This is a genomic window from Neptunomonas phycophila (assembly GCF_001922575.1).
In the GTDB taxonomy this organism is placed as follows: domain Bacteria; phylum Pseudomonadota; class Gammaproteobacteria; order Pseudomonadales; family Balneatricaceae; genus Neptunomonas; species Neptunomonas phycophila.
In genome coordinates this window covers 280,612-305,507 of the sequence record NZ_MRCI01000001.1, presented here as the reverse complement: position 1 = coordinate 305,507, position 24,896 = coordinate 280,612, and the positions used below count along the sequence as shown (strand labels likewise).

Sequence of the window (24,896 nt, the reverse complement as noted above, 5' to 3'; positions counted from 1 at the left end):
ATTACTCCACTTACACACTAGAAGACGGTGACCTTATACATGAGGCATAGATTATCGCATGTTAAAATTCTACGTCTATCCTACAAGCATAGTAAAAGAGGCTCAAAAACATAAACAATATTCGGCACTTAAGCAAACGCTGTCTATAATAGCTTTATGACCGTCTTATGACCGTACAGACTTTGTGCTAACGCACACCGTCATCAAGGAACGATATTAACACCACGCTGGATGCAAAACAGGAGTTACGGATCTATGTTTCGACATAACGCTCAAAACCCGCCCATTATTCTTGATATTGAGGCTTCAGGGCTTAGCGAACAAAGCTACCCCATAGAAATCGGTTTTTATCAATCCGATACACACTGTTTTTGCGCGCTCATAAAGCCTGCTCGTCATTGGAGCTATTGGTCAGAGGAAGCCGAAACCCTCCATGGTCTTAGCCGTGATATTATTACCCGACGCGGACAAAGCACCCGAGAAGTCGCCATCGAGTTGAATCATTTATTGCAAGGGCGCACCGTTTTTAGCGATGCTTGGGCTGTAGACTCGACTTGGTTCAATAAACTGTTTTATGAAGCAGGCGTTGCCCCCCGCTTTTGGCTTTCATCCATCGAAACCGTAATGACAGAAGCCATGATTGATATTTGGGACGAAACAAAACGGGAAGTGATTGCCGATCTCTGTATTCCTCGCCACCGCGCGTCAACCGATGCCAAAATCATCCAAGCCACATGGCTTAAAGCTTATAGCAGAACATCCGAACCGGAAAAACTACAGGCGTAGCATTAACACTGTGCTTAATTCAACTTCGATAAAACCCAGTCCCGTGACTGGCTCGCTTTAGCGATTACAGTTTCCAATGATGAAAATCGATACCGATCATCATTGGCACTGAGCACTAAATCCCCTTGATAACCCGCTGTTTGACAGTTACGCAATAAGGTCGTGAGGTCACTTGAGTGCCCTCCTTCACCGGGAAAAAGACGCTGATGATGATCAACTTCTATTTTATCCTCCAAGGTGTACAGGGTGCTCATGGCAAAATCAGATAAGCGGATAAGGAAAACTTTATCCCCCGGCACCTGCGTGAAAAGCTCATCAATATTCAGATCAGTCAGGTTGTGAAAGCTATCTACAACAAGCCCTAGGTTAGCGTTACCAGCCTGCTCGACTAAACGATAAGCGGATTCATAATCGTAAGCATGGTCAGACCAAGGCAAAGGCCGATACCCCACTTTTATCCCTCGCAACATGGCCAAAGTAGACAACGCGCGTAATTGAGCGATTATTTCATCATCACTATCTGTTCTGTTGCGTGCGGATGGCGTCACCACTAACAAGTTACAGCCTAAAGCGGCCATCATCTTCAAATTAGCTTGAGCCAGTTGCATTTTGTAACGAATAACATGGCCCTTATGGCCCGTAAAATCTTTAAACTCTTTATAAGCAGATAACTTCAATCCGCTTTCCAGCAACAGGCTTTCCGCCAAGCGCAAATCGCCTTGCTTCGAGAGCTCGACCGCATCCAGCTCTATACGGTCAAAACCCGCTGCTTTTATAACCGATAAACGATCACCAAAATCCCCCGTCAGCCCGGTTAGGCTAACCGCAATTTTTTGCGTAGGAACACTCATGCAGCTACCTCAAAACGCCAAACAATGGCAGAGGGAAACGTGGCGGGCAGTTTCACTTGCACACAATTATCATCTTCTGTTTCAAGGAAGGTTAAGTCTCCTTGCGCACCTATCTTCTCTAAGACCGTTTGGCTACTTATCTTAAAAGTGATAGCACTATAATACTCATCACCAATATCAGCCCCAGCAGACAACTCGCTTCCATCGACCTTAACCGCTAACCCGCTTTGGCTAATCACGCCCGTACCCGCTAACGAAAAGCCAAGCAACTGCACAAAAAAATCATTCCACTGTTGTTCTCGACCATTGGCTACAGCCAGTGTTAACGATGAGATACAAGCAGCGTTATCGTCAGCCAGTACCGAAAAGCGAGAGCCTTGACCATCTAATGGCATAAAATCGATATCATAAATACTGACTCGATCATCAAAGCGGTCAATCAAATAAATGTGCGTTCCACCCACACCTTCAATGGCAGGAATATTCAACTCCATCACACCCGCTTGGGTTTCTGCTTCCCATGCACCCGCATTAATTAAAGATTGATACGCCTCTTGGGCATCATCTACCCTTATAGCAATAGCGCAGATAGAGACACCGCGCTCAACAGCTTGGTCATGTACGGCCCCCGTACTGGCGCTATTGACGATTAAGTTGATATGCCCCAGACGATATAAAGTAACAGGCTTGTGACGGTGGCGCGCAATAGCCGTAAAGCCCATTGATTCCAAAAATATAGCCAGTGGCGCCGCATCCGGGGTGGCCAGTTCTATAAACTCTAGCCCTTTCATTTGAATGGCACTTAAAAACGCAGGTTGCATACCAGCAGCCTCCTTAGAATCATCAATAAATTAGCGCAGATGAATAGCGCTAACAGTGTAGGTTCTATCAAATCAAATTAGTAGCATCGATTCTTAGACAACCCCGACTAAAACACCTGTCTAAATCATACAAAAAGCCCCATAAAGAGGCTTTATTCATAGGACTATGCGGTTGTTTTTTTCTTTTTCCATATTCCCCATAACGGGGTTTGCGAAACAAGGATCAACACAATCGCGGCAAACAAAAAAGTCGAAAGCGGACTTTGAAATAAATTACCAAAGAACATGCCTAAGCTTTCTTGATCAGAAATAATCGCACGTCTCCAGTTTTCATCTAACAAACGGCTCAAAATAACACCCAAAATAACAGGCCCTACTTGGAAGCCATACAACTTCATAAAGTAGCCCAACACACCAAAGGCTAGCATCCACCAAATATCCGTGACCGAATTATTAATCGCATACGAGCCGACAACTGACAACAGAAAGATAAGCGGGATTAAAACGCCTTTAGGGCACTCCACAATTTTGGTAAACAAACGGATACCCGTTAGTCCAAAAATGAGCACAAAAATATTTGCCATGGTTAGGTTACCCACCGTAAACCAAAACATTTCTGGCTGCTCGGCCAACAGCATAGGCCCTGGGTTTAAACCATGAATAAACAATGCCCCTAAAAACACAGCGGTGACAGCATCACCGGGTATTCCAAGTGTCAGCATAGGAATGTAAGCGCCACCAACAGCGGCGTTGTTTGCAGCTTCTGGTGCAATCAAACCTTCCTTTGCGCCTTGGCCAAAGGGTACTTCGGGGTTTTTCGTTGTACGCTTGGCATAGTCATAAGCCATTAACGCGGCAATATCCCCTCCTGTACCGGGTAACGCACCAACCACTACACCCAACGTGGATGTTTGCAGACTTAAAGGCAAATATTTATAAACATCCCGCCAAGCCGGCAAGATCTTATCCAACTTTTGCCGAACGGCTGCTTTTTCCATGTAGTGCAGTTGTGTGAGCGCTTCCGAGATGCCGAACATACCAATCATCACGGCAACGGGGTTAATACCGTTCCATAACTCAACAACACCAAACGTAAAACGTTCTTCTGCCGTCAACGGATCAAGGCCAACCGTACCAATCAGCATGCCTAACGCGCCACAAAAAATCCCTTTAGCCAAGCTGTCACCCGCAAGAGATCCCACTAACATAATGCCCAGCACTGCCATCATCATGTAATCACGTGGCTGGAAAGTTAATGCAAAATCACTCACCACAGGCGCTGCAATCGATAAGATAAAGATACCTACAAAGCCACCGATAACCGACATAACAGTCGACAAACCAATAGCTTTACCCGCATCCCCTTTTTGCGCCATAGGATAGCCATCCAAGGCGGTAGCTATGGCCGACGGCGCCCCTGGCATATTCAACAGAATAGCTGTACGCGACCCACCGTAAACGCCGCCCATGTAAATCCCCACCATGAGACACAAGGCATGATTAACATCCCACGAGAAGGTAAAGGAAATCAAAATAGAAACGGCCATCGTTACCGACAAGCCCGGTATTGCGCCTACATAAATACCTAAGAAGGTACCTAATGCAGTTAACCCCATTAACTCAGGAGACACCCAAGAAATGGCAAAATTACTTAATGCGTCCATATCAGTTCCCCTCAGCCCCGAATAGGTTGCCCAACCACGCTAAAATTTCTCGTTCGGGGACAATCCCCTCAGGCAAAATAATTTGAAACACCAAACGAAAAATCACATAGATTAAAATGAGGGCTCCGGTTGTAATCACCAAAGAACTAACCAGACTGCGACGATGTAATAAATGAATCGCGATCAATAGAAAAACAAAGGTACTTGGAATAAAACCGAGTGAATCCAACACCACGGCATATACCAAGATCAAAGCAATCATTACCGCAACAAGTGGCGGTAAAATGTGCGTAAAAAAACTATCCACTACCTGTGAAGGCGATTGACGTCGTGCGTTTTTAACTACAACAACACACGAAGAGATCACCATAATACCAGCCGCAGCTAGCGGGAAAGCCCCTGGCGAACTAAGCGCCTCAAAGCCAGATATCTGATATGCCTGCCAAAATAAAAAAACACTGAGCAACAGCATCAAATAGCCAAAGACCGTTTCGCCTGGCTGTTTTTGCGTAGAGTCGACCATCAGGATTTACCGATAAAATGTACGAAAGAAAGAGCCCCAGAAAAGGGGCTCCGCATAACACCTAACGCCTTACTCTGGACGCTTAATGCCAAAATCTTCAGGAGAATGCTTAGCAATACCAGAATCAAATACAACCCAAGAAGAAACAGAACGATAGTTATCAAGGAACTTATTCGCAGCGTCTCCAGACAGGTTCATGATGCTAAAACCACGCTTGTCCATCAGCTCTTTAAAGTCAGGTGCTTCAGCACCGGCCTTGAAAGCTTCTACTAATTTAGCTACTGCTTCATCCGGTGTGCCTTTCTTCACGAACACGCCAAAGAATGGTCCGTACGGCAGGTAGTTAGCAAACCCAGGCAGTTCTTCTGTAATGGGTTTAACATCAGGAAGTAAAGGATTAGCAACCGTATCGACTAAACCAATAGCCTTCATACGACCGGCTTTAATATGCTCAATCGCTGCGCCCAGCACCGCAGGCATCACATCGATAGCACCACCTTGTAAAGCAGTTAGAGCCGGGCCGTCCCCATCATACGGTATCGTGGTTACGTCAATACCCACTTCACCATCTAACATAGCAGAAACAATTGAAGCCAAACCGCCAGGCCCGGTAGAACCAAATTTAACTTTTTTAGGGTTTGCCGATGCATATTCAACCATTTCCGTGATGGTATTGTAGGGAGCATCGTTGCTGGCAACAAAAATAGGAATACCACGAGCCAACACATTAACCGGAATCATATCCGAATAATCGATGTTTGCTAATCCAAGCACTTTATACATTTGTGGGTTTTCAGCGCCCATCAACAAAGTATAACCATCGGCTTTTTTCGCATTCACCAGCTTTGTTGCTATTGCTCCCACACCGCCGGTTTTGTTCGTAAGAATAATATCCGTACCCAGCACTTTTTCAGCGTGTGGCGCTACCGAGCGCATCACTGTATCCGTAGAGCCACCCGCACCCCACTGAATAACACCTTGAATATCTTTTGTTGGGTACTCAGCAAACGCCGCCGTAGAAATAAACGTCAGTGCCGCTAACGAACTAATAAACTTGGTTTTCATAGCATAGCTTCCTTCATTGTTATTATGCTTAATATTGGGGTCCGGCCTCACGTGGAAGGCTCGCTAAAGTACCGGATTAACTAAGATTAATGCAGATTATGAATCCTTAAGAGGGCCTCAACAATCCTAAACCAGCCATTTCATGATAGCCAGCTTCAACTAACCGTCAGTTTGCACCTAATCGTCCAATGTTACCTTGAACTACCAGCAAACCCATACGGCAGTGTTCATCTTACTTAATTTGATAGTACGAAAGCGATTAGCTCCTATCAATTAAAAAAACATCGCACTTATTATATCAATAGTGATATAAGATAAAGAAACTAAGCCTCAGGTCATATCCATACTGAGATGATAAGATACCGTTACGTAAGGCATTTACGGACAAATACCACATAACTAACAACAAAAAATGCGGCGATATCATGACAATAAAAAACACCAAGGACCCGAACACCAGCTACCAACAACTACGCCAGCATATAGTTGACGGCGCCATTCCCCCCGGCAGTAAATTATCTATCAACCACCTAACGCAGCAGTACGAGACCAGCGCCGCTCCTATCCGAGAAGCCTTATCTAGGCTCGATGCCGAAGGTTTAGTGATCCGTAAAGGGCAACGAGGCTACTGGGCAGCGCCAGTCTCATTAGAAGAATTTTTAGAAGTATCGCGCTTACGAGTCATGCTAGAAGTAGATGCGTTGGCACAGTCTATTCGGCTGGGCGATCTCAACTGGGAAGCAAACATCGCCGGAGCACGCCATCGCGAAATCACCATCAAACAACAAGCCATAGGCCAACGCGAAGCCATGGCAGGCGAACTGATTAGAGAAAACAGGCTCTTTCATCTGGCACTGATCAGCCAATGCCCATCACAATGGCAATTACGTTTTTTATCAACACTCTATGATCAATCCGAACGATATCGCCGACTGTCACTTATCCATCAACCAGAGCAAACGACTAACGACACTCAAAACACAGCCCATCAAGATGACCATAAACTCATCATGGAAGCCGCGTTTAAACGAGATGACAAAACCGCCTGTGAACTACTCAAAGCTCATATAGAACATTCCAATCAGCGTATTATCGAGACAGTTTTTTAGGCAATTGTTAAACACGCGCCCAGCCTCTGATAACCGGGCGCTACCCTAGCCAACAGGTTATTGTATTTTCTAAGCTGCCTGTGCGGCAGTGAACGCTCGTTAGCCGCACAAGTCATCGCACTGGGTTTTCTAAGCTGCCTGTGCGGCAGTGAACGAGTCACACAAGAGAGCAGCACTAGTTGAAGTTTTCTAAGCTGCCTGCGCGGCAGTGGATAAAAGCACGGCGTCACCGGATCAAATTCAATTAAAAACACTGTTTCTTTCGCGTTTCTAAGCTGCCTGCGCGGCAGTGGATCGGTTCTTGTCTCTCATGCTCAAAATTCTTATTTTCTAAGCTGCCTGTGCGGCAGTGAACAGTTCTTTGCTGCTTACCCTGATCACCGAAAGTTTCTAAGCTGCCTGTGCGGCAGTGAACTTGCAATGCGCTGTAATCCCCATGAGCGGATCTTTCTAAGCTGCCTGTGCGGCAGTGAACTTGAAGCTCTTTAATGTCAGCTTCGGTAGTGTTTTCTAAGCTGCCTGTGCGGCAGTGAACCCGCCTGATTCTTTGATTTGCGCTAGCTTCTCTTTCTAAGCTGCCTGTGCGGCAGTGAACACAAGTTAAAGGTATCGCGCCTTGGGCGAGGATTTCTAAGCTGCCTGTGCGGCAGTGAACGATATGGGTGAATACGTTTTTAGCCGCCTGCCTTTCTAAGCTGCCTGTGCGGCAGTGAACGCATTGATTAACCCATTCAGAGCGCCCCTTGCGTTTCTAAGCTGCCTGTGCGGCAGTGAACCCTGGGCCTGAAGCATATGCTGGATCACCTTCTTTCTAAGCTGCCTGTGCGGCAGTGAACCAAGGTGACGCGCTAACGCCGCCTTACGCGCTTTTCTAAGCTGCCTGTGCGGCAGTGAACTAAAATATGAAGATGATATTGAATGTCCTTTATTTCTAAGCTGCCTGTGCGGCAGTGAACGTTGAGTAGCGCAATAGCTTCATCATCAAGCTTTTCTAAGCTGCCTGTGCGGCAGTGAACGCTCTTGATCTTCGTCGTAATCATACGATTTCTTTCTAAGCTGCCTGTGCGGCAGTGAACCAGTTGAACCATGATTACCGGTAGTACCGTTTTTTCTAAGCTGCCTGTGCGGCAGTGAACAATTGAGCGCCCAGATACTCCTTTATTTATTATTTCTAAGCTGCCTGTGCGGCAGTGAACTTGGCGGCTCAACACTTACAAGCCTGCCCTTTTTTCTAAGCTGCCTGTGCGGCAGTGAACCGTAGCGTAGGAAACATCAATGTGCTGTTCACTTTCTAAGCTGCCTGTGCGGCAGTGAACACAGATCAAACGGCGATATACGCTCCACTTGCTTTCTAAGCTGCCTGTGCGGCAGTGAACCATTGATTAACCCATTCAAAGCGCCCCTAGCGTTTCTAAGCTGCCTGTGCGGCAGTGAACACTGTGCCTTTTTCTTTATCGGTGTATTGAATTTTCTAAGCTGCCTGTGCGGCAGTGAACCATGTTGCTCCTTACTGCACTTAGCGCCGCGATTTCTAAGCTGCCTGTGCGGCAGTGAACTATACAAAGATTTTTGACTGGACAGGAATGGATTTCTAAGCTGCCTGTGCGGCAGTGAACAATCAATAGTTGCCCCGGCGGTAGGGGTTATGTTTCTAAGCTGCCTGTGCGGCAGTGAACGTGCTTGCTGGTATTTTATTTCGGCTTCTGTTTTTCTAAGCTGCCTGTGCGGCAGTGAACTGTTGTTAATGCCTATGCTGTCTATTCCATAATTTCTAAGCTGCCTGTGCGGCAGTGAACGCGTCGGCACAAACGATATAGCATACACAGAATTTCTAAGCTGCCTGTGCGGCAGTGAACCACTCCTCGCCCGCCGCACCGAAAGCAGTGCATTTCTAAGCTGCCTGTGCGGCAGTGAACCTGGCTAAGTTAATATGTGCAGAGCTATTTGCTTTCTAAGCTGCCTGTGCGGCAGTGAACAGGCCCTTGTCGCCCTTGGCGGCGCGATTCAATTTCTAAGCTGCCTGTGCGGCAGTGAACGACACTCATCATAGAAGACAATAGAACCGACATTTCTAAGCTGCCTGTGCGGCAGTGAACATGGGTATTACACCTCGCCACAGGTTCAAGAATTTCTAAGCTGCCTGTGCGGCAGTGAACGAGGCAATCGTGCGCCGTGGTTATGAGTTGATTTTCTAAGCTGCCTGTGCGGCAGTGAACTAAAGGGTATCGAAATCTACAAACTGGCAATATTTCTAAGCTGCCTGTGCGGCAGTGAACGTTTAGTAGCATAGAGAGACTTCCCCGCACCTTTTCTAAGCTGCCTGTGCGGCAGTGAACACAGTAGGCGGCGAAACGTCGGCACTAAGCGCTTTCTAAGCTGCCTGTGCGGCAGTGAACCACTGTTACATGCTCATGTTCGCGCTCTGATCTTTCTAAGCTGCCTGTGCGGCAGTGAACATTTCGCAATATTCAAATTTACAAAATTATGATTTCTAAGCTGCCTGTGCGGCAGTGAACATGCAACATCAGCACGAGTAATCTTAATGTCATTTCTAAGCTGCCTGTGCGGCAGTGAACTTTCTGTTGTTCGTGGCCCTGATGTTATTCTATTTCTAAGCTGCCTGTGCGGCAGTGAACCAATGGCTCTGTTGCTGACATATCAAGAAATGTTTCTAAGCTGCCTGTGCGGCAGTGAACCCCTATTGACAAGCTTGAAAGCCAGCAATAATTTTCTAAGCTGCCTGTGCGGCAGTGAACGAAAAAACTAAATCTTTAAAGCCGCTTACTATTTTCTAAGCTGCCTGTGCGGCAGTGAACTGTAACTCGCATCGTCTGGTGTTGTCGCATCATTTCTAAGCTGCCTGTGCGGCAGTGAACAATAGATTAGCAGCATAAAAATAAGTTACAACAAGCAGTTAGGATAAAAACACTCTTTTACCTTATTAAAAACCACCATTGTAACTTATTGTTTTTAAAATGAATTTTTAAAGAGCAAAAAAATAGGTTAAAACCAAGGTACGGTAGCTGTGGTGCTTAATCCATATGAATCAAACTTTCCGCTCGTTGGATTTGGTTGTAACTCACCAAATTCAAAAAATTTACGGTGTACCTGCCCTGTTGAGCCACTAAACAAGTCAAGGTAAGGGTTATCAAACCCTTGGCTGAGCATTTTGACTTTGTAACGCTTCTCACCTTCTTTATCTATACTGCCTCGAGCAATTAAACGTTTTAACTTGGCTTTACTTAAATTACTGCGTTTAACTGAAACAACGCGGTATTTCACTTGTTCAGGCACCGCAGAAACGGCACTAAACTGACAATAACCAGATAATGCTCCCAGCCACTCTAAATCTTGCAAATCATGTAATGCACTAGCTTGACTATGTATACGAAATAGACGACCTAATTTTGTATGTACTTTCGGAAAGCTAATGCCAATATTGTTGCTATTTAGCGTGACCAAGGCTTTGTGGAATTTAGTAAAAACCTTGCTGCTAAGCTCTGCTTCGCGCATTTCGCTATCCGGTTTTAATTGAATATCAATATATGAGTCCATGGTTGCTCCTAAAGCCGAATGTTTGAAACATAAGCCAGCCCTTTTTTACCAAGGTAAAAACTCGATACGCCGGCATTTTCAATCAGAGTTTTTATTTCTTGGGCTTTATCTCGATCTACATCAATAGTAATTTCTAATTGGCCGCTGGCTTTGGTCATCATGGAAGTCACCTCCCCTTGGCCTTTTATTTTTTCTTTTTTGATATATGGATTACCCCATATTATTTTTTTTGGCCCTGTAGTATATCTTCCCATAAAATCTTTTTTGGTAAATCCACGTTTGGATATCCCACTAATACCACCTGCTTTAGTTTTAGCAGATGTCATATCAAAATCGCTTTCTAAGCGCTCAAGTTGTAAATAAAGAGCTGAACAATAGATACTAATAGGTGTTATTAGACCTTTCTTATTATAATACTCAATATCAGGAAAAGATGACTTTAGCAGTTCAACCGCCTTGGCCAGATCACCTTGATTTTCCATCGCTTTTTCTTTATTTAAAAATTCTAAACGATTAATAATGCTAAGCGGATTTAGATCTATGACTTCAACTACTGGTGGATTGAAAATAATAAAATCACAAAGCTGCTTGAAACTTAGGTTCAGCACACCCCAAAACTGCTGTGAGTATTTTGACGTAAATACAGGATCAGCGACTTTTATCATTCCAGTGAATGCATTCTGATCAGTGCTGCCATTCATGTTTCGGATGTAGGTCATTTCATTGGTTAGTCTTGGCTTATCTATAAAACTCACTTTATCTTCTAACTTTTCGAAATAATAAGCGGTTTCATACATTTTGCTACGCGCCTGATAAAGCTTACGTTGATCACCAATCAAACGATTCAGTACGCCCATTACTGTGTCTAGTGTATTTTTACACAGTTTAAAATTACCGTCTTTTTTTAAGCTCGTCATTGAACCTAGAAATTCACGGCCTTTTTTAGGGACTGGCTCATTATTTGAGCCCCCTAAAAAAGCATTACGCCAACAAGAGTCGTATTCAATGGTTATTTTCATGCTTCCTCCTATTTTGCATAAAAATATTGAGCAAAAGGTGCATGTTGTTCATTCACGATTTCTGATTCATCACGCTTAATGCGCATCATCTTATGGCTGTCGTTATAATCAACAGTAATCTCATCAACATACATATAACCTTTCGCCTGACGAATACTTAAGTCAGCAATACGTGATAAGGTATGTTCAACAACAGCTTGAATTGCATCATTGTTAAGTAAAATTCCGCATTCACCCTCTTCGAAGATTGTACCCTTGCGTATATAGTTACCATGGAAAGTCGCTACAGGGTTAAGTACTGGATTCAATGTTGTAATGAAATTTTGTACTGTTTTAGCAACTTCTTCACCTTTCCCTTCTGTGATAACCATGCTGGCGCGGTCAAACTTTTTATCGAGAGAAATAAACTGTAATTGCTCAATGCTGATTGAGCCATACGAAATATATTCTGTATCACCGAAGGTAGTTTTAGAAAAAAATGATGAACTATCACGTGCACCAGCTTGACCAAATTGTTCAAAATTGCCGTTACCTAGCTGATCAACAAAATCTTCAATAAGTAGGGGGCTTGTTCGTTTACATTGGCTTGACGGCACAACATAACCACGAATTAACCCAGTAACTGATGCTAAGACCATCTCTAAATTTTTATCTGCCGCGAAATGCAAATCAAATGCTTGATCTTTAAAAAGGTGATGACGAATACAATTTTGGCTGATGTATAGCGGTGTCTTCTTAAAATCGATATCCGTCGCTTCTTTTTTATACTTATAGCCAGTATCGTCTTTTACTTTACCCGTTAAATTTGTATATCCTCGTAATTTAGGTAATGTATGATTGTCGACCGTTTTCCCATTATCTCCGGTCAAGGTTGTTGGCCCATTCCAATTCACGACACCATGTCCTGCTGCTTTAATTTTAAAATCAACACTCTTAATTCCTGTTACTTTTTCCATGATTTATTCCTCATCTTCTGTAGTTTGATTAATTTGTTTTATAGACATAGCGCCGATAGCTTGTTTATCGCATACCGCATAATAGATTGCATGTGCGTGGCGAGCACTTTCGCCGCCCACCTGCAATAAATCGTTAGTGGTATAACTTAAATAAATCGGTGACTCTGGATCTCGAGCTTCGTTTAGTAATATTTTATCGGTGAATGACTTACCCGTACCGCCCATAATGTTATGGTGTTTTTTAAACATGTGAGACAGTAAATCTTTATCACTTTTCCCGTAGCCACAAATTGCATTAGTGGAGTAAGTAAGATTATCGATATTACTGTCATCGTCCAACGGCATTGAGTAAGCGTATTCTGTAGGGTGGTATTTCGGATTTTGATCAGTTAAATCAACAACCGCCATTTGCACAAAACGGTTATCTCCACGCAGTGAACTTTTGCTAATTTTACTGCGCTTTTTATCTTTGGTTTTTTTCGGTGGTACCGTAATAGGATCGATCACTTTATGATTTATCTGTTGCACGCTATTTTTAAGCGCAGCGACTAAATCATTTTCAATAAGCCCTCGGTTACGGTCGGTATGATGAAAGGTAAAATACAACTGATATATCTCGGGCAAGGTAAACGTTTTACCTGCTAGTTCATTATTTAAAAACTGATACCATGCGCGCGCTGAACTTAGTACGTACATTTTGCCAAGGAACCCCGCAGCTGGGCTTTTTCCTTTTCCATTTGCAATGGATTCAGGTACCGCTAAGGCGTAAATATTCACATTTTTATTTTCGCCAAAACGATCTAACCGACCTAAGCGCTGTAAACAGTTTTCTGCACTAGTTATTTCGGCCACCATGTAATCACAACTGATATTCAGTGATGCTTGCACAATAGGCCCACTGCGCAGCACTTCATATTTGCGAGTACCATCACGCTTATATGCATCGTACACTTCAGCAAACCATTTACGCTTGTCACTTTTGATGAATTTTGAATGGAGCAACACAGCATTTTCGATATGTTGATTGACTATAAAACTGTTTTGTGCGGTAAGCGCCATGTTACTGATCACAAAAGTACAATCGCTTTGTGGTGTAAAAAGTGGATTGGATTTACCTAAGTCAGTATCGTCAAATACTTTAAAATCAAGTTGATACTGGCTTTGGTTAAACGAAGGCATGACTTTAATGTCGTCTGGGTGAATACCCAACAAGTCTTCAACAAATACATAATGCGGTGTAGCCGACACTAACAAAGTTTTTGCCTGCTGTTCTTGCATTTTTTTCGCCGCTATCAGCTCAGCAAACAATAAATTAAAAGACGGCATATTGACGTATTCATGAAATTCGTCAAACACAACATGTACGTTTAAAAAATCAATAAGGGTATTGGCTTTGGTGTGGCTTATAACTGAGCCGAGAACCTGATCAATAGTAGTGATTACTATGTCGCCAGAAAAATTCTCACCCTCGGATATTGGATTATCCCATTGATTATGAAACTTAAACTCACCAGTATTAATTTCAATAGTGCTATTAGGTAGGTATTGCTCTGAGGTCAGCTCATAAAATAAGCCTTGGCATACCTGTACCCGAGGACATACCCAAATTATACGCTTTGCGCCTTGTAGCTTTGCCCATTCCAAGGCAATTTTAGTTTTACCACAGCCTGCTGCACCTGCAAGTACCGCAATATCTTCAACATGATTTAGTTGCTTGGCGATTCCACTTTGTCTTTTACTTCGGACGCTTTCTGGAAAAAATGCACCTAAACAAGTCTCAATATCACTACTCAGAGTGGATTCAACATTAAGCAGCTCGGCAACAAGCTCATTTAATGAGCGTTCAAAAATAGCCGAGTGTAAACCCTCAGCACTTAACGAAGATACTTTTCGGTCTGCCGTGATCAAGCAAGCTCTTGCAATGTTATTTAACGCGTTTATTTTTACATTGGCATTATAGGCAGAGACTGACTCCTCAAAATCGTATTCTTTATAACTAGGTAACGGTGGCGCATCGGGCAGGCTAGCCTCTATTTCTTGAGAGACTTCCATCAGAATGGAGTTCTCAAGCAGGCTTTTACTTGAATTACGGTATGTTTTATCTATACCAATAACGTGCTTTAGCAAAGTTTGAGCTTTAGCCAAGATAGCTGTCAAACTACATTCTTTTTGATTCGCCGCCCATTTTTTACTGATGTCTTTATAAGTATCAAAACCGCTTTTTTCTTTTCGAAACGGTTTAGCATGATGCCAGTAAACTGCATGTTTGACTGTGCGTTTATTGCTCGGGTTTAATAAGGTAAGCGATGCGCTATCAAGCAATTGATATAGCAATAACGACACTTCATTGTGCCTTGGGTGTTTATCGAAGCTAAACTTAGCATCGTCAATATGCTGGCCATCTTCCGCTATAAACGTTTTCTTTTTTGGGTTAGTTACCCACTCTTGGAACTTAGGGTCAACTTTGCCAAGGTCATGCAGACAACCCGCAATAAAATTCATGATTGAAAACTGTGAATTATCTGGGAATAGTTGCCGATGCAATTGCTCAGCCACATAACCTACGGCAAATAAGTGTTCACTTAGCGGCTGTAAATGTGTGTTTGCATACAACACGCCTTGTTTGGGTTTATCTGTTGCTACATCTATAAAAACCTCTTTTTCTGTCGTGTTCACAGGCACTACACCCTCCAAATTAAACTTATTCTTATTACCTACCACCCATAGAAACTGGCTGCGAGATCGACTTCTGATCCAATGGCAACTAACTGCCGTACTTTTACTCGCGGTTTTACGCAGCATCTTTTTAACCGTTAAGAGCCCCTCTTCGGTAATCAATGTTTGCCATGTGTTATCACCTATGCGATTGGCAAATGCATCTAGCACACGGCGTGTTTTTTTAAGGGCATTTTTCTCGCACTGGGAAACAAAGGTCACCATCATAGGTTTTGTTCCTCAATTTGAGTTTGGGTGTAATCTTGTAATGCGACTTTTTTTACCGACTCGAACATACAATCCATGGCTTTGTGATCGGTAAATTTTTGCAGTATTTGTTGGCGAAACTCTTGCTCTGTCGCGTCTTCTTTTGCGCAGATAAATGCCCACGGTAATACGATGGCGTCTTTGATTAAGTCTGCAATATCAAAGACTAAAGCTCCCCGGCGTGTTTTGCCGTGCATTACCGCAAAACCATGAGGTATACCCAATACCCATAAGCAGCTTGCGGCTAAACCGTAGGCTAAGTAGTTACCATGATTAAGAAAATCATTCGCTTTGTCTGCGGATTGATGCTGACGGGTAAAGTCGCTGATGCTCACATTATTTGCAGCGTATTTATAAAGCACCTTAGTCAACTGAGCTTCAGTTAAGAGCAGATCTGATTGCTTTTTAGCCGCACCTGTTCTTTGATGGAAGATTTCAAATGGCGACGTTAGCTGGCTATCTTTTATCGAAAACCCTTCGGCTTTTAAATCTTTATCTCTATTCCATACTTGCTCCAAAAAACCAATTCTCGTTTGCTGAAACGTTTTGGCAGCCATCAGCCGCTTTTCATCATCAAACCAAAACTTCATCCAGCCGTGCAGATATTCAGTTGGTCGATATTCACTTTGTGGGGTTAACCATTCGACTTCGCTTGCCATGTGAAGCGGTGTGCCCCCACCGCCACAAAAGCCAACCAACACTCCCGCTTGTGATAACATACGCATCGCCGCTTGAGTAATAGAAGTGCCAGTACCCAACATGATGACGGTGGTGTTAGCGATAGGAATATTAAAGTATTGGTTTTCTTTTTTGGCTTCGGTGAGATAGAGCACACGCCCGTCTTTTTGCATAACTCGGCAATATTCTAGGTAATACATATTGGCTCGTTTAGAGTGCAATATGGTTTTCATATCCGACGGTGAGAACTGCTCCATTTAACTCTCCTTAAAATAAGGCCATCCTTGGCTTTTCCATTTCCTTGGTATCCCTAACCCTATTCATCCATCCTTTTGTCGTCCTGACCTTTTCATTGGAGCGTATATTTGTGAGCCGCTCAATACTGGTCAGAAACACATGTCGCTTTTTAAGGCAGGTAGGGTTTAATCGCTTTATGGCTTTCGGGGGTGATGGTAATTTGTTGAGCTTCGGGGTCTTGGGCGTAATGGTCCAGCCGCAGACGTTGCCATACATAAAGTACTAAAGCGGCGCGTAGAGGAATAATGCGTTGGTTGTTTTCCATTTGGTAATCCATAGCAATGATACGCTTTTTGGCAGGGCTTAAACGCGGGTCTGGTTCGATGACGATATCTAACCAGGTATTCCATCGCTCATCGTCTTCAGCGGTATGTTCTGAAGGGCCTTCAAATTCGAATTCACCACTAAAGCGAGATAAGACAAAATCTCGGTATTGTTGATTTTTTTCGCACCATGCGCGTACGTGCCAGCGGATACCATCAAATACTAAACAGTGAGGCGAGATAATGCGGGATTCATACTCAGGCGACGAGACGGAAGCGTAGCCAATATCTAAGCGGCGTTTTTCGCGTATGGCTTTAATGATCGGCTGCACCAATGCAGGTGAGATATTACGAAGTGGGGCTTCAAGTAGGGAGAAACCTGTCTGCAAAAACGACAGGTAGTCATTATGGCCAGCTCGCGTCAGTAAGTGATAATATTCATCAAAACTACTACCGGCATGCCAAGGCGTAAATTCATCCGTCAGCTGATAGCCTTTTGCAGATGCGTTGTAGTCTAAGTTTTGAGGGTAGCGCTGCGTATAAGACCCAATAATTTCAGACGCTTTTTGCCGGCCTATGCCAAATACATTCTGGAGGTGAGTTGTATTCACTCGGCCTTCCCACAACGCAAACAATTCGATTACGCGGTATCTTTCTTTTTCGTTGTACCTTAGCGGTCCATTGCTGTTTAACATGAAAATCCTTAGTTAATCCATCAACTGTGTTTTCATACTAGCTCAAAAAAAGCACTTTACAATGACCTGCATCGATCAAATCTAAGGAGGAAAATCGAATGCATAAAATCGACACATCAAGCGTAAAGCAAATCGGTTAGAGACTAATTGTTAGACCTTTTCTAGGATAAGCAGTAATATTCTTTCGCTCTATCAAAATGCTTATAAAGCGCATCATTAGATAAGGATATCCAATGAGCAATGCGAAAAATGATCACGGCCAAATACTCCACAGCATACTCAATGGGGAAAGCCTAAAAAAAGCAAAAGCCATTGTCCCACCAGTTGCCAAGCCCAGCGACTCACCTAATACTAAAGGAACCGGTTTTACTTCGTTAGGTAAAGCAAAAGCTAACTACACACCGCCACCCGATACCAACATTATCCCTATCTTCCCTATGCGTTATGCGATCAAAGGGGATTCCTTAACTAGCTTGATGGAGTCACCTAAGCAAATCGCGCCGCCTCAAAATATTAACAACCTCAAAGATCATGAATTACTGCGAGTACGCAAAGGTTATATCTTTATTTATGATGACAAAGGCGTATGGAATATTTTTTCTCATTACACAGATAGCGAAGATACAAACGGTACTGAGTTTAGACAACTGGATGACGGGGATTTTTCGGCACCCTACAGTTTTAGCAAAGTATTTTGGAATAATGGCGCGCGAAGCGACTGGACAAAAGACGAAAAAGAGAATGGCTACCCCTTCGCATTTGTTACAAAAGACGTAAAGACATTTTGGATAGCCTACAGCGAAGAGCGATGGCCTAAGCCGCTGTTCGATGCAGTATCGACTAACAGCACGTTAAAAAATCAACTCATGACACAGGTTAACGTAAGTGATGGTGGTGATACCCATGCCGTGCCGCTTAGCGAACTTTCCAACATAAGCGACGCATTTACAAAAGAAGTTCCGGCTCAATCAAACACCGCTTATGAATTCGAGAATCTAATTAGGCATACGATGGCTCATCAAGAACCATCAGCGATGTTTGACAGTTTTTCCAGCTACCTTAATGGGTTAATCGTTGGTATTCACGATCCCATTGGAGAGCACCTGGATATTAACGCGATGGTCTCTTTTCAAAACAACATAGCAGCCAAGTTTTACGATGATCACTATTACCCATTAACCATTGGTCAACTCATCGAACAACTACAAGCATCAGACCGCAAATATAAGTACCAACTACCCGACACACCCAGAAACAGACGGAATAAAATAGCAGGCAACCGAAGAAGGCCACCAATTAGCGACCCTCTCAGCCTTGAGTTCGATACCAAATATGGCGAATTAAAGGCGGAGTATGAAGAGAATGATAAGATCAATGCCACGCTTACCCAATCACTGGCCTTACATGGGGAGCGTACAGGCAAAGGAACAGCAGAGCCTATTCTCAGTTATCTATCCAAACACCTAGAGCACGCCAAAGGCGCGGACTTAGAAGAATATATCACCTATTATTGCCTCTATTATGCCAAAACCCTAGACAACCTATCGCACACCATCCCGGGGACTCACTATGTTCAAGCGATTATTAATGCGATGGATTCAGAGGACTCCCCTCCACTGTCATTCAAACAAGTAAAAGCGGCTGGTGCTTTTTTAAGCAACGGGTTAAAAGGATTTATTCGTGCCAGTGTCGCCAGCGGCTCTGTTTCAACGCGTTTCCCCATTGTTTTGGACGCTGTCTGCAAGGCCATCGGTAAAGAGGCCGCGTATAAATACGTAGAGACCAAAAAGAAAGGCAGCAAAGGTACCTACAAACGAAAAGTCATCAGTCAGTTTGTTGAAACCTTTTTCGAAGCCTCATCCGAAGAATTTAAATCGGATTCAGCTACTCGGCAAATATTTGAATCAAGGCTACGTAATGGCGGCCGGTTCATCGACAACATCAAACCCATGAAACAAAACGGTACTTTTGCCTTAACAGGCAAATACCGAACTGAAAGCCCTGCCTCCTCTGAATCGGGCAAGATCTACATTTACAGGGTAAATATGAAGTTTGCGTTAACGCCGCAATCAATCGATAACCATGAGAAAAAAATAGGGTGGGACTATAAGGCGACTCATTTAGGTATTGCCCTATCATTCTTATCGCTTTACGACACACTTGCCTCATACAACACACCTAATCGAGCACACTCCGCAGCAGGTCAATTAATAAACGATCCGCGAGCCAAAATTACCAAAGCGTTTGCAGACTCATTCAGCGCCGTATTCGCGCTCAATGAAGTCAAATTTGCAGCCAGCGCGGGTATGATTCGATCAGACCTTACCGTAGAAACGTTAGCCAAAACATTTAAGAAAAGATCCTTAATAGATAAATACATCAGAGGCTTACCGAAAAGAGTCGATGAGGATTGGCTAGAATTACTAAAACCCTCAAGAGCCAATGTGAGTACAGGGCGGAAACTAGCACGACACACCGTTAAAGGGTTGGGCATTATCGGTGTATTCTTATCGGCTGGTCTTGCATATGAATCCTACGCAAAAGGCGATACCGTAGGTGCTATCGGCAACAGTATCACGGCCATCGGCAGCTTTATTTTACTGTTTAGTACAATAGCACCGCCTTTGTTTATTGTAGCCATAGGCCTCGTCATCATCGGCACGGTCATTTCTTTGTTTTCAGATGATGAAAAGGAGACGTGGATAGAGCATTCGTTTTGGGGGACAAGTGATAGTTATTTATCATTTCATGAAAGACCCAAAATCAACAAACTTATAAATCTTGCTTCTTTGAGAAAAGAAAACTTAGAATTAGGCTTCAAAAGAGAAGTTGAAGAGTTTTTAGATATAATGTCGAAATTAACAATCACTGACGAGAACATTAATGATAATAAGTTCGAAATACTTTGTTCTAAAATCACCAACGACTCTGAGATCAAAAAACTCACAATAACATGTAATTCCTATCAAAAAATACCAACACCACATGGCCATATTAAAAAACCTATCAAAAAAATCATCACATCAATAAAAAAATACCTAGTATCACCTGGTAAGGTAGAAGTTTTATATGAGGCCCCAAAAAAGCCCCATCGCATTCTTCTAGTTTTTCAAATAACACTACCTAGAGTACCTAACGGTGAGTTTTTTGAAGAAATAGAAATAGAGATTTAAAAAATGATCAACAACTTAAGAAAAAACTTAAAATCAAACAAAAAAACATTAAAAATAAAAGTTAACACAAACGAACACATTAGACTAACTCTAATCATAGGCTTAATTGCTTTTGTATCAGGAGTATTTTTTATAAATAATTTAAGCATAGGAGAATTAAAAGAAAACTTCGAAACTTCATATAATAAATCTTTTAATCGAGAAGTATTAACTAGAAAAACATTTATAGAGATTCTTGGATACGAACCCAAAGATCATGAATTAGCTCCCTTCGCAGAAGAATGGCTTAGACCTCTAAGCCCAGACCAAGTATTCCTTAACTATTTTGGCTTTTTCTTCTTCTATATAACACCTATCGTTATATTTCTCTTCATACTCTGCTACCCAAGAAACCAACCCATTGTTTGCGATAGAGAAAGGCGTGTTATTTATACCGTGTCGTTTAATCGACTCTATATTTTTCAACTTCAAAACCTAGATAAGCGCTATTACACGCCCATTACATTTTTAAAAATGGATAATAAAACAGGGGTATTTCAACCTGTTGATGGTGCATTACACGACAGCTTACATGTCAATTTACAGCGCGCGGACAAACCCGAAGTGATTAAAACCTTTCGTTGTGGCAGTATCCCTGTTGTTGATGCGTATTTTGGTAAAGTGATACGCGACTTTGTTGCCGATTATTTTTATGGCGATTTAGACGAAAAGGATCTCTATCAGTCTAAAAACAGCTTTAGTATATTAGACCCTATTCGGTGGTTTTTTGACTACCCACTGTGCTATTACCGTGATCGCACGCGTGATAAAAAAATACTGGCTAGAGTCGACCAATACATAGCCGACAACCCTAAGCCGTTCATTTCTGACGGTACGCCATCTAAAGAACAGGTAGTCGCCGAGCACAACACCAAAAAAGGGAATTACCACCGCTATTATAATGGATTGATTCCGGATTATGATTAACGCTAGGCACTGAAAGCTACGTCGCCCAAATTCGCGGTGGGCACGCGGGTACTTCTAACCACTGTTCACGTAGCGCTTTCCACACGGGGATAAGTACTTTTTGTATGTCTTCGGTGTTGTTACCTAGCATGCGAACAACAAGGAGGTTATCCATCCAAGTGGCGCCTACGGGTAAGCTGGGGTCAAACGATTCGAGTACGGTTCGTACAGTATCTAGGTGAGTTTCTGGGATAGTGCCTGCGATTAGCGAAGCATTCATAGCATACCCACGCAGCCCAGCTGCGCTCTCTACTAACGAGAGGCCATTTGTTTTCATGCTATCAATAAGCTGCAATGTGCCATCAACATGTACACGCAAGCAGGTATCCATATTGCCGTTATCAAATGTTTCTTGAATTGCGGGACGGCCTAAGCATTGCAGTTCCCAGCCGATAAACCGGCTGCCCTGTACTAAGTGAACATCACTGTAAATGCGAGCATTTGCGCCTGGAAATGCTATATTTTCTTGTGGCAGCCATTCCAATGTGGCCCCCGCTTGCACCGTTAAGGTTTGTTGCTGCAGTGCTTGTTTACCTTCGGAACGATAAAACTTGGTGGCACCCGGCGTAGTGATCATGGCATGAGCATTCGGTTGAACATCTACCCGGATATCCAATTGATCGCCGCCCACAACGCCGCCCGGAGGGTGCAGCAAATAGGTATGGCAAGGTGCACCTTCAGGATATAAAGAGCGCTGCACAGCTAATGGGCCGCGTTGAACACGATCTACCAGCCGCGTTTTTCCATTGCGATCTTGATAACCCAATTGCAGCTGTGCTTTCCACCCTGTTTCTGGCTGTACCCGTGCATTCATACTGTTAAATACTCTTTTACTAAGGCGTCATTAAGAGCCGTCATTTCACCTTCAGCAACATGACGACCGCGATCGAGAATGCAAAAACGGTCCCCTACCTTGCGAGCAAAGGGTAGTTTTTGTTCGACTAATAGGACGGTAAGCCCCATTTCTCGGTTCAACTTACGAATGATATCACCAATTTCAGATACCACATTAGGCTGAATCCCTTCTGTGGGTTCATCCAGTATGAGCAGCTTTGGGTTGACTACTAAGGCTCGTCCTATTGCTAGCTGCTGCTGTTGACCACCCGATAAATCACCACCGCGACGGTGTAACATATCGTTAAGCACAGGAAATAAATCAAAAATATATTCGGGTATTTTTCGATCACCGCGTGCTCGGACTGGCAGACCTATTTCTAAGTTTTCTTCGACGCTCAATAAAGGAAAGATTTGGCGCCCCTGCGGCACGTATCCCACCCCTAAACGAGGGCGTTGCTCTACTGATTTGTTTAACAGGTTTTCTCCAGCTAGCATCATGCTGCCACTTTTAACCGCATGGTGGCCCATAATGCACTGAAGCAGGGTGGTTTTTCCCACACCATTGCGCCCCATTAGAACGGTGCATTGCCCTTCTGGCACGTGTAAATCTACATCCCACAGTGTATGGCTCTGACCATAGAATTGGTTCAATGCTTCTATTTTTAACATGGTAAATTCCTATCGTCAGCGGCTATTCGCCCAAATATACTTCCACTACTTTGGGATCGTTCTGTACTTTATCCATGGAGCCTTCTGACAGCACACTGCCTTGATGTAAAACGGTGACTGTGCGCTCTTTGCCCGCTAAGCTACGCACAAAATCCATATCATGCTCCACCACAACAACCGAGTGACGACCCGCCAACGATATGAGCAACTCGGAAGTTCGATCCATTTCTTGATGAGTCATGCCTGCAACAGGTTCATCCACTAACAACAAGCGCGGTTTTTGCATGAGTAGCATGCCTATTTCTAGCCATTGCTTTTGACCGTGGGATAAGCGCCCCGCTGGCATACCCACATTCTCTTTTAAACCAATAAGAGCCACTGTTTCCATGAGCATGTCGCTCTGCTCACTATTTAGTTTGGCATTCAGTATGGTCCAGACTTTACGATCGTCGGCCATTGCCAGCTCTAAGTTTTGCCAAACGGTGAGCTCTTCAAACACCGTTGGCTTTTGAAATTTCCGCCCAATACCCGCCTGAGCTATGGCAGGCTCATCCATCTCTAGTAAGTTGATGGTTTGGCCAAACCACGCCGTACCAGAATCCGGCTGAGTTTTGCCGGTAATGATATCCATCATGGTGGTTTTACCTGCTCCATTAGGGCCAATAATACAGCGCAACTCGCCATCATTAATGTAAAGATTAAGATTGTTAATCGCTTTAAATCCATCAAAGCTAACAGAGATATCTTCTAAGTAGAGCAGGATGTTTTTATCAACATTCAAGTTACTGGCTTGCTTGGGCACCATAAACGGATAAACATGGTCTCGATTGACCATATGCTCAAATGCACTTTTTACACTCATGCCTGTGCCTCCTTACGCGATAGCAGCCCAACCACCCCTTTAGGTAAGAGTAGAGTAACAAGAACAAAAATCCCCCCCAGCGCAAACAACCATATTTCCGGCAGCTCAGCGGTTAGGTACGTTTTTGCGTAGTTGATCAGTAAAGCCCCGACAATGGCACCAAACAATGTTGCCCGACCACCTACGGCTACCCAGACAACAACTTCGATGGAGTTCAGTGGTGAAAATTCATTCGGGTTGATGATACCTACTTGTGGCACATACAGCGCCCCTGCAACACCGGCTAAAATCGCAGAAATAACAAATACCCATAACTTTACATTCTCAACTCGATACCCCATGAAACGAGCTCGTGATTCAGAGTCACGAACCGCCACACAAACGCGGCCTAATCGGCTATTCATAAGAAAGCGACATACTATGTAGCCTGCTATCAAGGCGATAGCCGACGCAATAAACAACGCAATGCGTGTACTGTCTTCTTGCAAAGAAAACCCGAGCAAGTCTTTAAAGTCTGTTAAGCCGTTATTACCACCAAAACCCATCTCATTCCGATAAAACGCAAGCATCAATGCATACGTCAACGCTTGCGTGATAATAGATAGATACACCCCGGATACGCGTGACCTAAAGGCTAACCAACCAAACACAAATGCCAACAGCCCTGGGACTAAAGCTATCATGATGACCGCAAACCAAAACTGATCAAATCCATACCAAAACCAAGGGAGTTCTTGCCAATCAAGGAAGACCATAAAATCGGGCAACTCGGGATTGCCGTATACACCCCGATCACCAATCTGGCGCATTAAATACATGCCCATGGCGTAGCCGCCGAGCGCGAAAAAAGCACCATGCCCTAAAGTAAGAATCCCCAAATACCCCCAAACAAGGTCAACAGCTACCGCGAGTAAGGCTAAGGTAAGGTACTTACCCAACAAGGTTACCGTATACGTTGGCACATGAAAGGCACTGGTTTCGGGAACCGCAAGGTTGAGAATCGGGACAATAACCGCCAACGCCAACACCAAACTTAATACAATTTGGCCACCACGGTCATTCTGCAAAACAGTCAGCAGTCTCATG

At 43.7% G+C, this 24,896-nt stretch carries 19 protein-coding genes and 1 CRISPR repeat array; of the genes, 4 read left to right on the top strand and 15 right to left on the bottom strand.

Annotated elements, in window-relative coordinates; all coding sequences use genetic code 11:
- The first annotated feature begins 255 nt into the window (after nucleotides 1–255).
- Nucleotides 256–786 carry a 3'-5' exonuclease family protein gene (locus BS617_RS01370; protein WP_075171134.1) on the top strand — a complete coding sequence of 177 codons (531 nt, stop codon included), beginning with the start codon at nucleotides 256–258 and terminating at the stop codon, nucleotides 784–786.
- Nucleotides 787–800: 14 nt separating this feature from the next.
- On the opposite strand, the gene BS617_RS01365 is transcribed toward BS617_RS01370, so the two are convergent.
- From BS617_RS01365 to BS617_RS01345, 5 genes are all read right to left on the bottom strand, one after another.
- On the bottom strand, nucleotides 801–1,637 hold the full coding sequence (locus BS617_RS01365; protein ID WP_075171133.1) for a sugar phosphate isomerase/epimerase family protein: 837 nt from the start codon (nucleotides 1,635–1,637) through the stop codon (nucleotides 801–803).
- A complete protein-coding gene (locus BS617_RS01360; RefSeq protein ID WP_075171132.1) occupies nucleotides 1,634–2,458 on the bottom strand; it encodes a VOC family protein in 825 nt (274 codons plus the stop codon). The genes BS617_RS01365 and BS617_RS01360 overlap by 4 nt, the downstream gene beginning before the upstream one ends.
- Nucleotides 2,459–2,622: 164 nt before the next feature.
- Nucleotides 2,623–4,122, bottom strand: a complete 1,500-nt coding sequence (locus BS617_RS01355) for a tripartite tricarboxylate transporter permease (protein WP_075171131.1) — start codon at nucleotides 4,120–4,122, stop codon at nucleotides 2,623–2,625.
- A gap of 1 nt (nucleotide 4,123) precedes the next feature.
- Nucleotides 4,124–4,645, bottom strand: coding sequence for a tripartite tricarboxylate transporter TctB family protein (locus tag BS617_RS01350; RefSeq protein ID WP_075171130.1), 522 nt, complete (start codon nucleotides 4,643–4,645; stop codon nucleotides 4,124–4,126).
- 69 nt (nucleotides 4,646–4,714) lie between these two features.
- Nucleotides 4,715–5,710, bottom strand: a complete 996-nt coding sequence (locus BS617_RS01345; RefSeq protein ID WP_075171129.1) for a tripartite tricarboxylate transporter substrate binding protein — start codon at nucleotides 5,708–5,710, stop codon at nucleotides 4,715–4,717.
- Nucleotides 5,711–6,135: 425 nt separating this feature from the next.
- On the opposite strand from BS617_RS01345, the gene BS617_RS01340 reads away from it, so the two are divergent.
- On the top strand, nucleotides 6,136–6,819 hold the full coding sequence (locus BS617_RS01340; protein ID WP_075171128.1) for a GntR family transcriptional regulator: 684 nt from the start codon (nucleotides 6,136–6,138) through the stop codon (nucleotides 6,817–6,819).
- Nucleotides 6,820–6,885: 66 nt separating this feature from the next.
- A CRISPR array of direct repeats spans nucleotides 6,886–9,695; the repeat unit is 28 nt; unit sequence TTTCTAAGCTGCCTGTGCGGCAGTGAAC.
- Nucleotides 9,696–9,822: 127 nt separating this feature from the next.
- Here the strand turns inward: BS617_RS01340 and cas6f are convergent.
- The 6 genes from cas6f to BS617_RS01310 form a co-directional block, all read right to left on the bottom strand.
- On the bottom strand, nucleotides 9,823–10,374 hold the full coding sequence (cas6f, locus tag BS617_RS01335; protein ID WP_075171127.1) for a type I-F CRISPR-associated endoribonuclease Cas6/Csy4: 552 nt from the start codon (nucleotides 10,372–10,374) through the stop codon (nucleotides 9,823–9,825).
- An 8-nt stretch (nucleotides 10,375–10,382) separates the two neighbouring features.
- Nucleotides 10,383–11,393 carry a type I-Fv CRISPR-associated protein Cas5fv gene (gene cas5fv, locus BS617_RS01330; RefSeq protein ID WP_075171126.1) on the bottom strand — a complete coding sequence of 337 codons (1,011 nt, stop codon included), beginning with the start codon at nucleotides 11,391–11,393 and terminating at the stop codon, nucleotides 10,383–10,385.
- Nucleotides 11,394–11,401: 8 nt separating this feature from the next.
- A complete protein-coding gene (gene cas7fv, locus BS617_RS01325) occupies nucleotides 11,402–12,349 on the bottom strand; it encodes a type I-Fv CRISPR-associated protein Cas7fv (protein ID WP_075171125.1) in 948 nt (315 codons plus the stop codon).
- 3 nt (nucleotides 12,350–12,352) lie between these two features.
- Nucleotides 12,353–15,292, bottom strand: coding sequence for a CRISPR-associated endonuclease Cas3'' (locus tag BS617_RS01320; protein ID WP_075171124.1), 2,940 nt, complete (start codon nucleotides 15,290–15,292; stop codon nucleotides 12,353–12,355).
- The gene (gene cas1f, locus BS617_RS01315) at nucleotides 15,289–16,266 is read right to left on the bottom strand and encodes a type I-F CRISPR-associated endonuclease Cas1f (protein ID WP_075171123.1); all 978 of its coding nucleotides are present in this window, start codon (nucleotides 16,264–16,266) and stop codon (nucleotides 15,289–15,291) included. Before cas1f ends, BS617_RS01320 begins: the two co-directional genes overlap by 4 nt.
- Before the next feature lie 149 nt (nucleotides 16,267–16,415).
- Nucleotides 16,416–17,264, bottom strand: a complete 849-nt coding sequence (locus BS617_RS01310; protein ID WP_075171122.1) for a helix-turn-helix transcriptional regulator — start codon at nucleotides 17,262–17,264, stop codon at nucleotides 16,416–16,418.
- Between the two features lie 233 nt (nucleotides 17,265–17,497).
- Between BS617_RS01310 and BS617_RS01305 the strand changes: the two genes are divergently transcribed.
- Together BS617_RS01305 and BS617_RS01300 are read left to right on the top strand one after the other, a co-directional pair.
- Nucleotides 17,498–20,437: a toxin VasX gene (locus tag BS617_RS01305; protein WP_075171121.1), complete on the top strand. Its 2,940-nt coding sequence runs from the start codon at nucleotides 17,498–17,500 to the stop codon at nucleotides 20,435–20,437.
- Between the two features lie 3 nt (nucleotides 20,438–20,440).
- A complete protein-coding gene (locus BS617_RS01300) occupies nucleotides 20,441–21,403 on the top strand; it encodes a hypothetical protein (protein ID WP_075171120.1) in 963 nt (320 codons plus the stop codon).
- Nucleotides 21,404–21,419: 16 nt separating this feature from the next.
- Here the strand turns inward: BS617_RS01300 and BS617_RS01295 are convergent, their stop codons facing one another.
- From BS617_RS01295 to urtC, 4 genes are read right to left on the bottom strand one after another with little or no spacing between them, the layout of a single operon-like run.
- Nucleotides 21,420–22,256: an urease accessory protein UreD gene (locus BS617_RS01295; protein ID WP_075171119.1), complete on the bottom strand. Its 837-nt coding sequence runs from the start codon at nucleotides 22,254–22,256 to the stop codon at nucleotides 21,420–21,422.
- Nucleotides 22,253–22,948: an urea ABC transporter ATP-binding subunit UrtE gene (gene urtE, locus BS617_RS01290; RefSeq protein ID WP_075171118.1), complete on the bottom strand. Its 696-nt coding sequence runs from the start codon at nucleotides 22,946–22,948 to the stop codon at nucleotides 22,253–22,255. The genes BS617_RS01295 and urtE overlap by 4 nt, the downstream gene beginning before the upstream one ends.
- Nucleotides 22,949–22,970: 22 nt before the next feature.
- A complete protein-coding gene (urtD, locus tag BS617_RS01285; protein WP_075171117.1) occupies nucleotides 22,971–23,810 on the bottom strand; it encodes an urea ABC transporter ATP-binding protein UrtD in 840 nt (279 codons plus the stop codon).
- Nucleotides 23,807–24,895 carry an urea ABC transporter permease subunit UrtC gene (gene urtC, locus BS617_RS01280; protein ID WP_075171116.1) on the bottom strand — a complete coding sequence of 363 codons (1,089 nt, stop codon included), beginning with the start codon at nucleotides 24,893–24,895 and terminating at the stop codon, nucleotides 23,807–23,809. The genes urtD and urtC overlap by 4 nt, the downstream gene beginning before the upstream one ends.
- Nucleotide 24,896 lies beyond the last annotated feature (1 nt).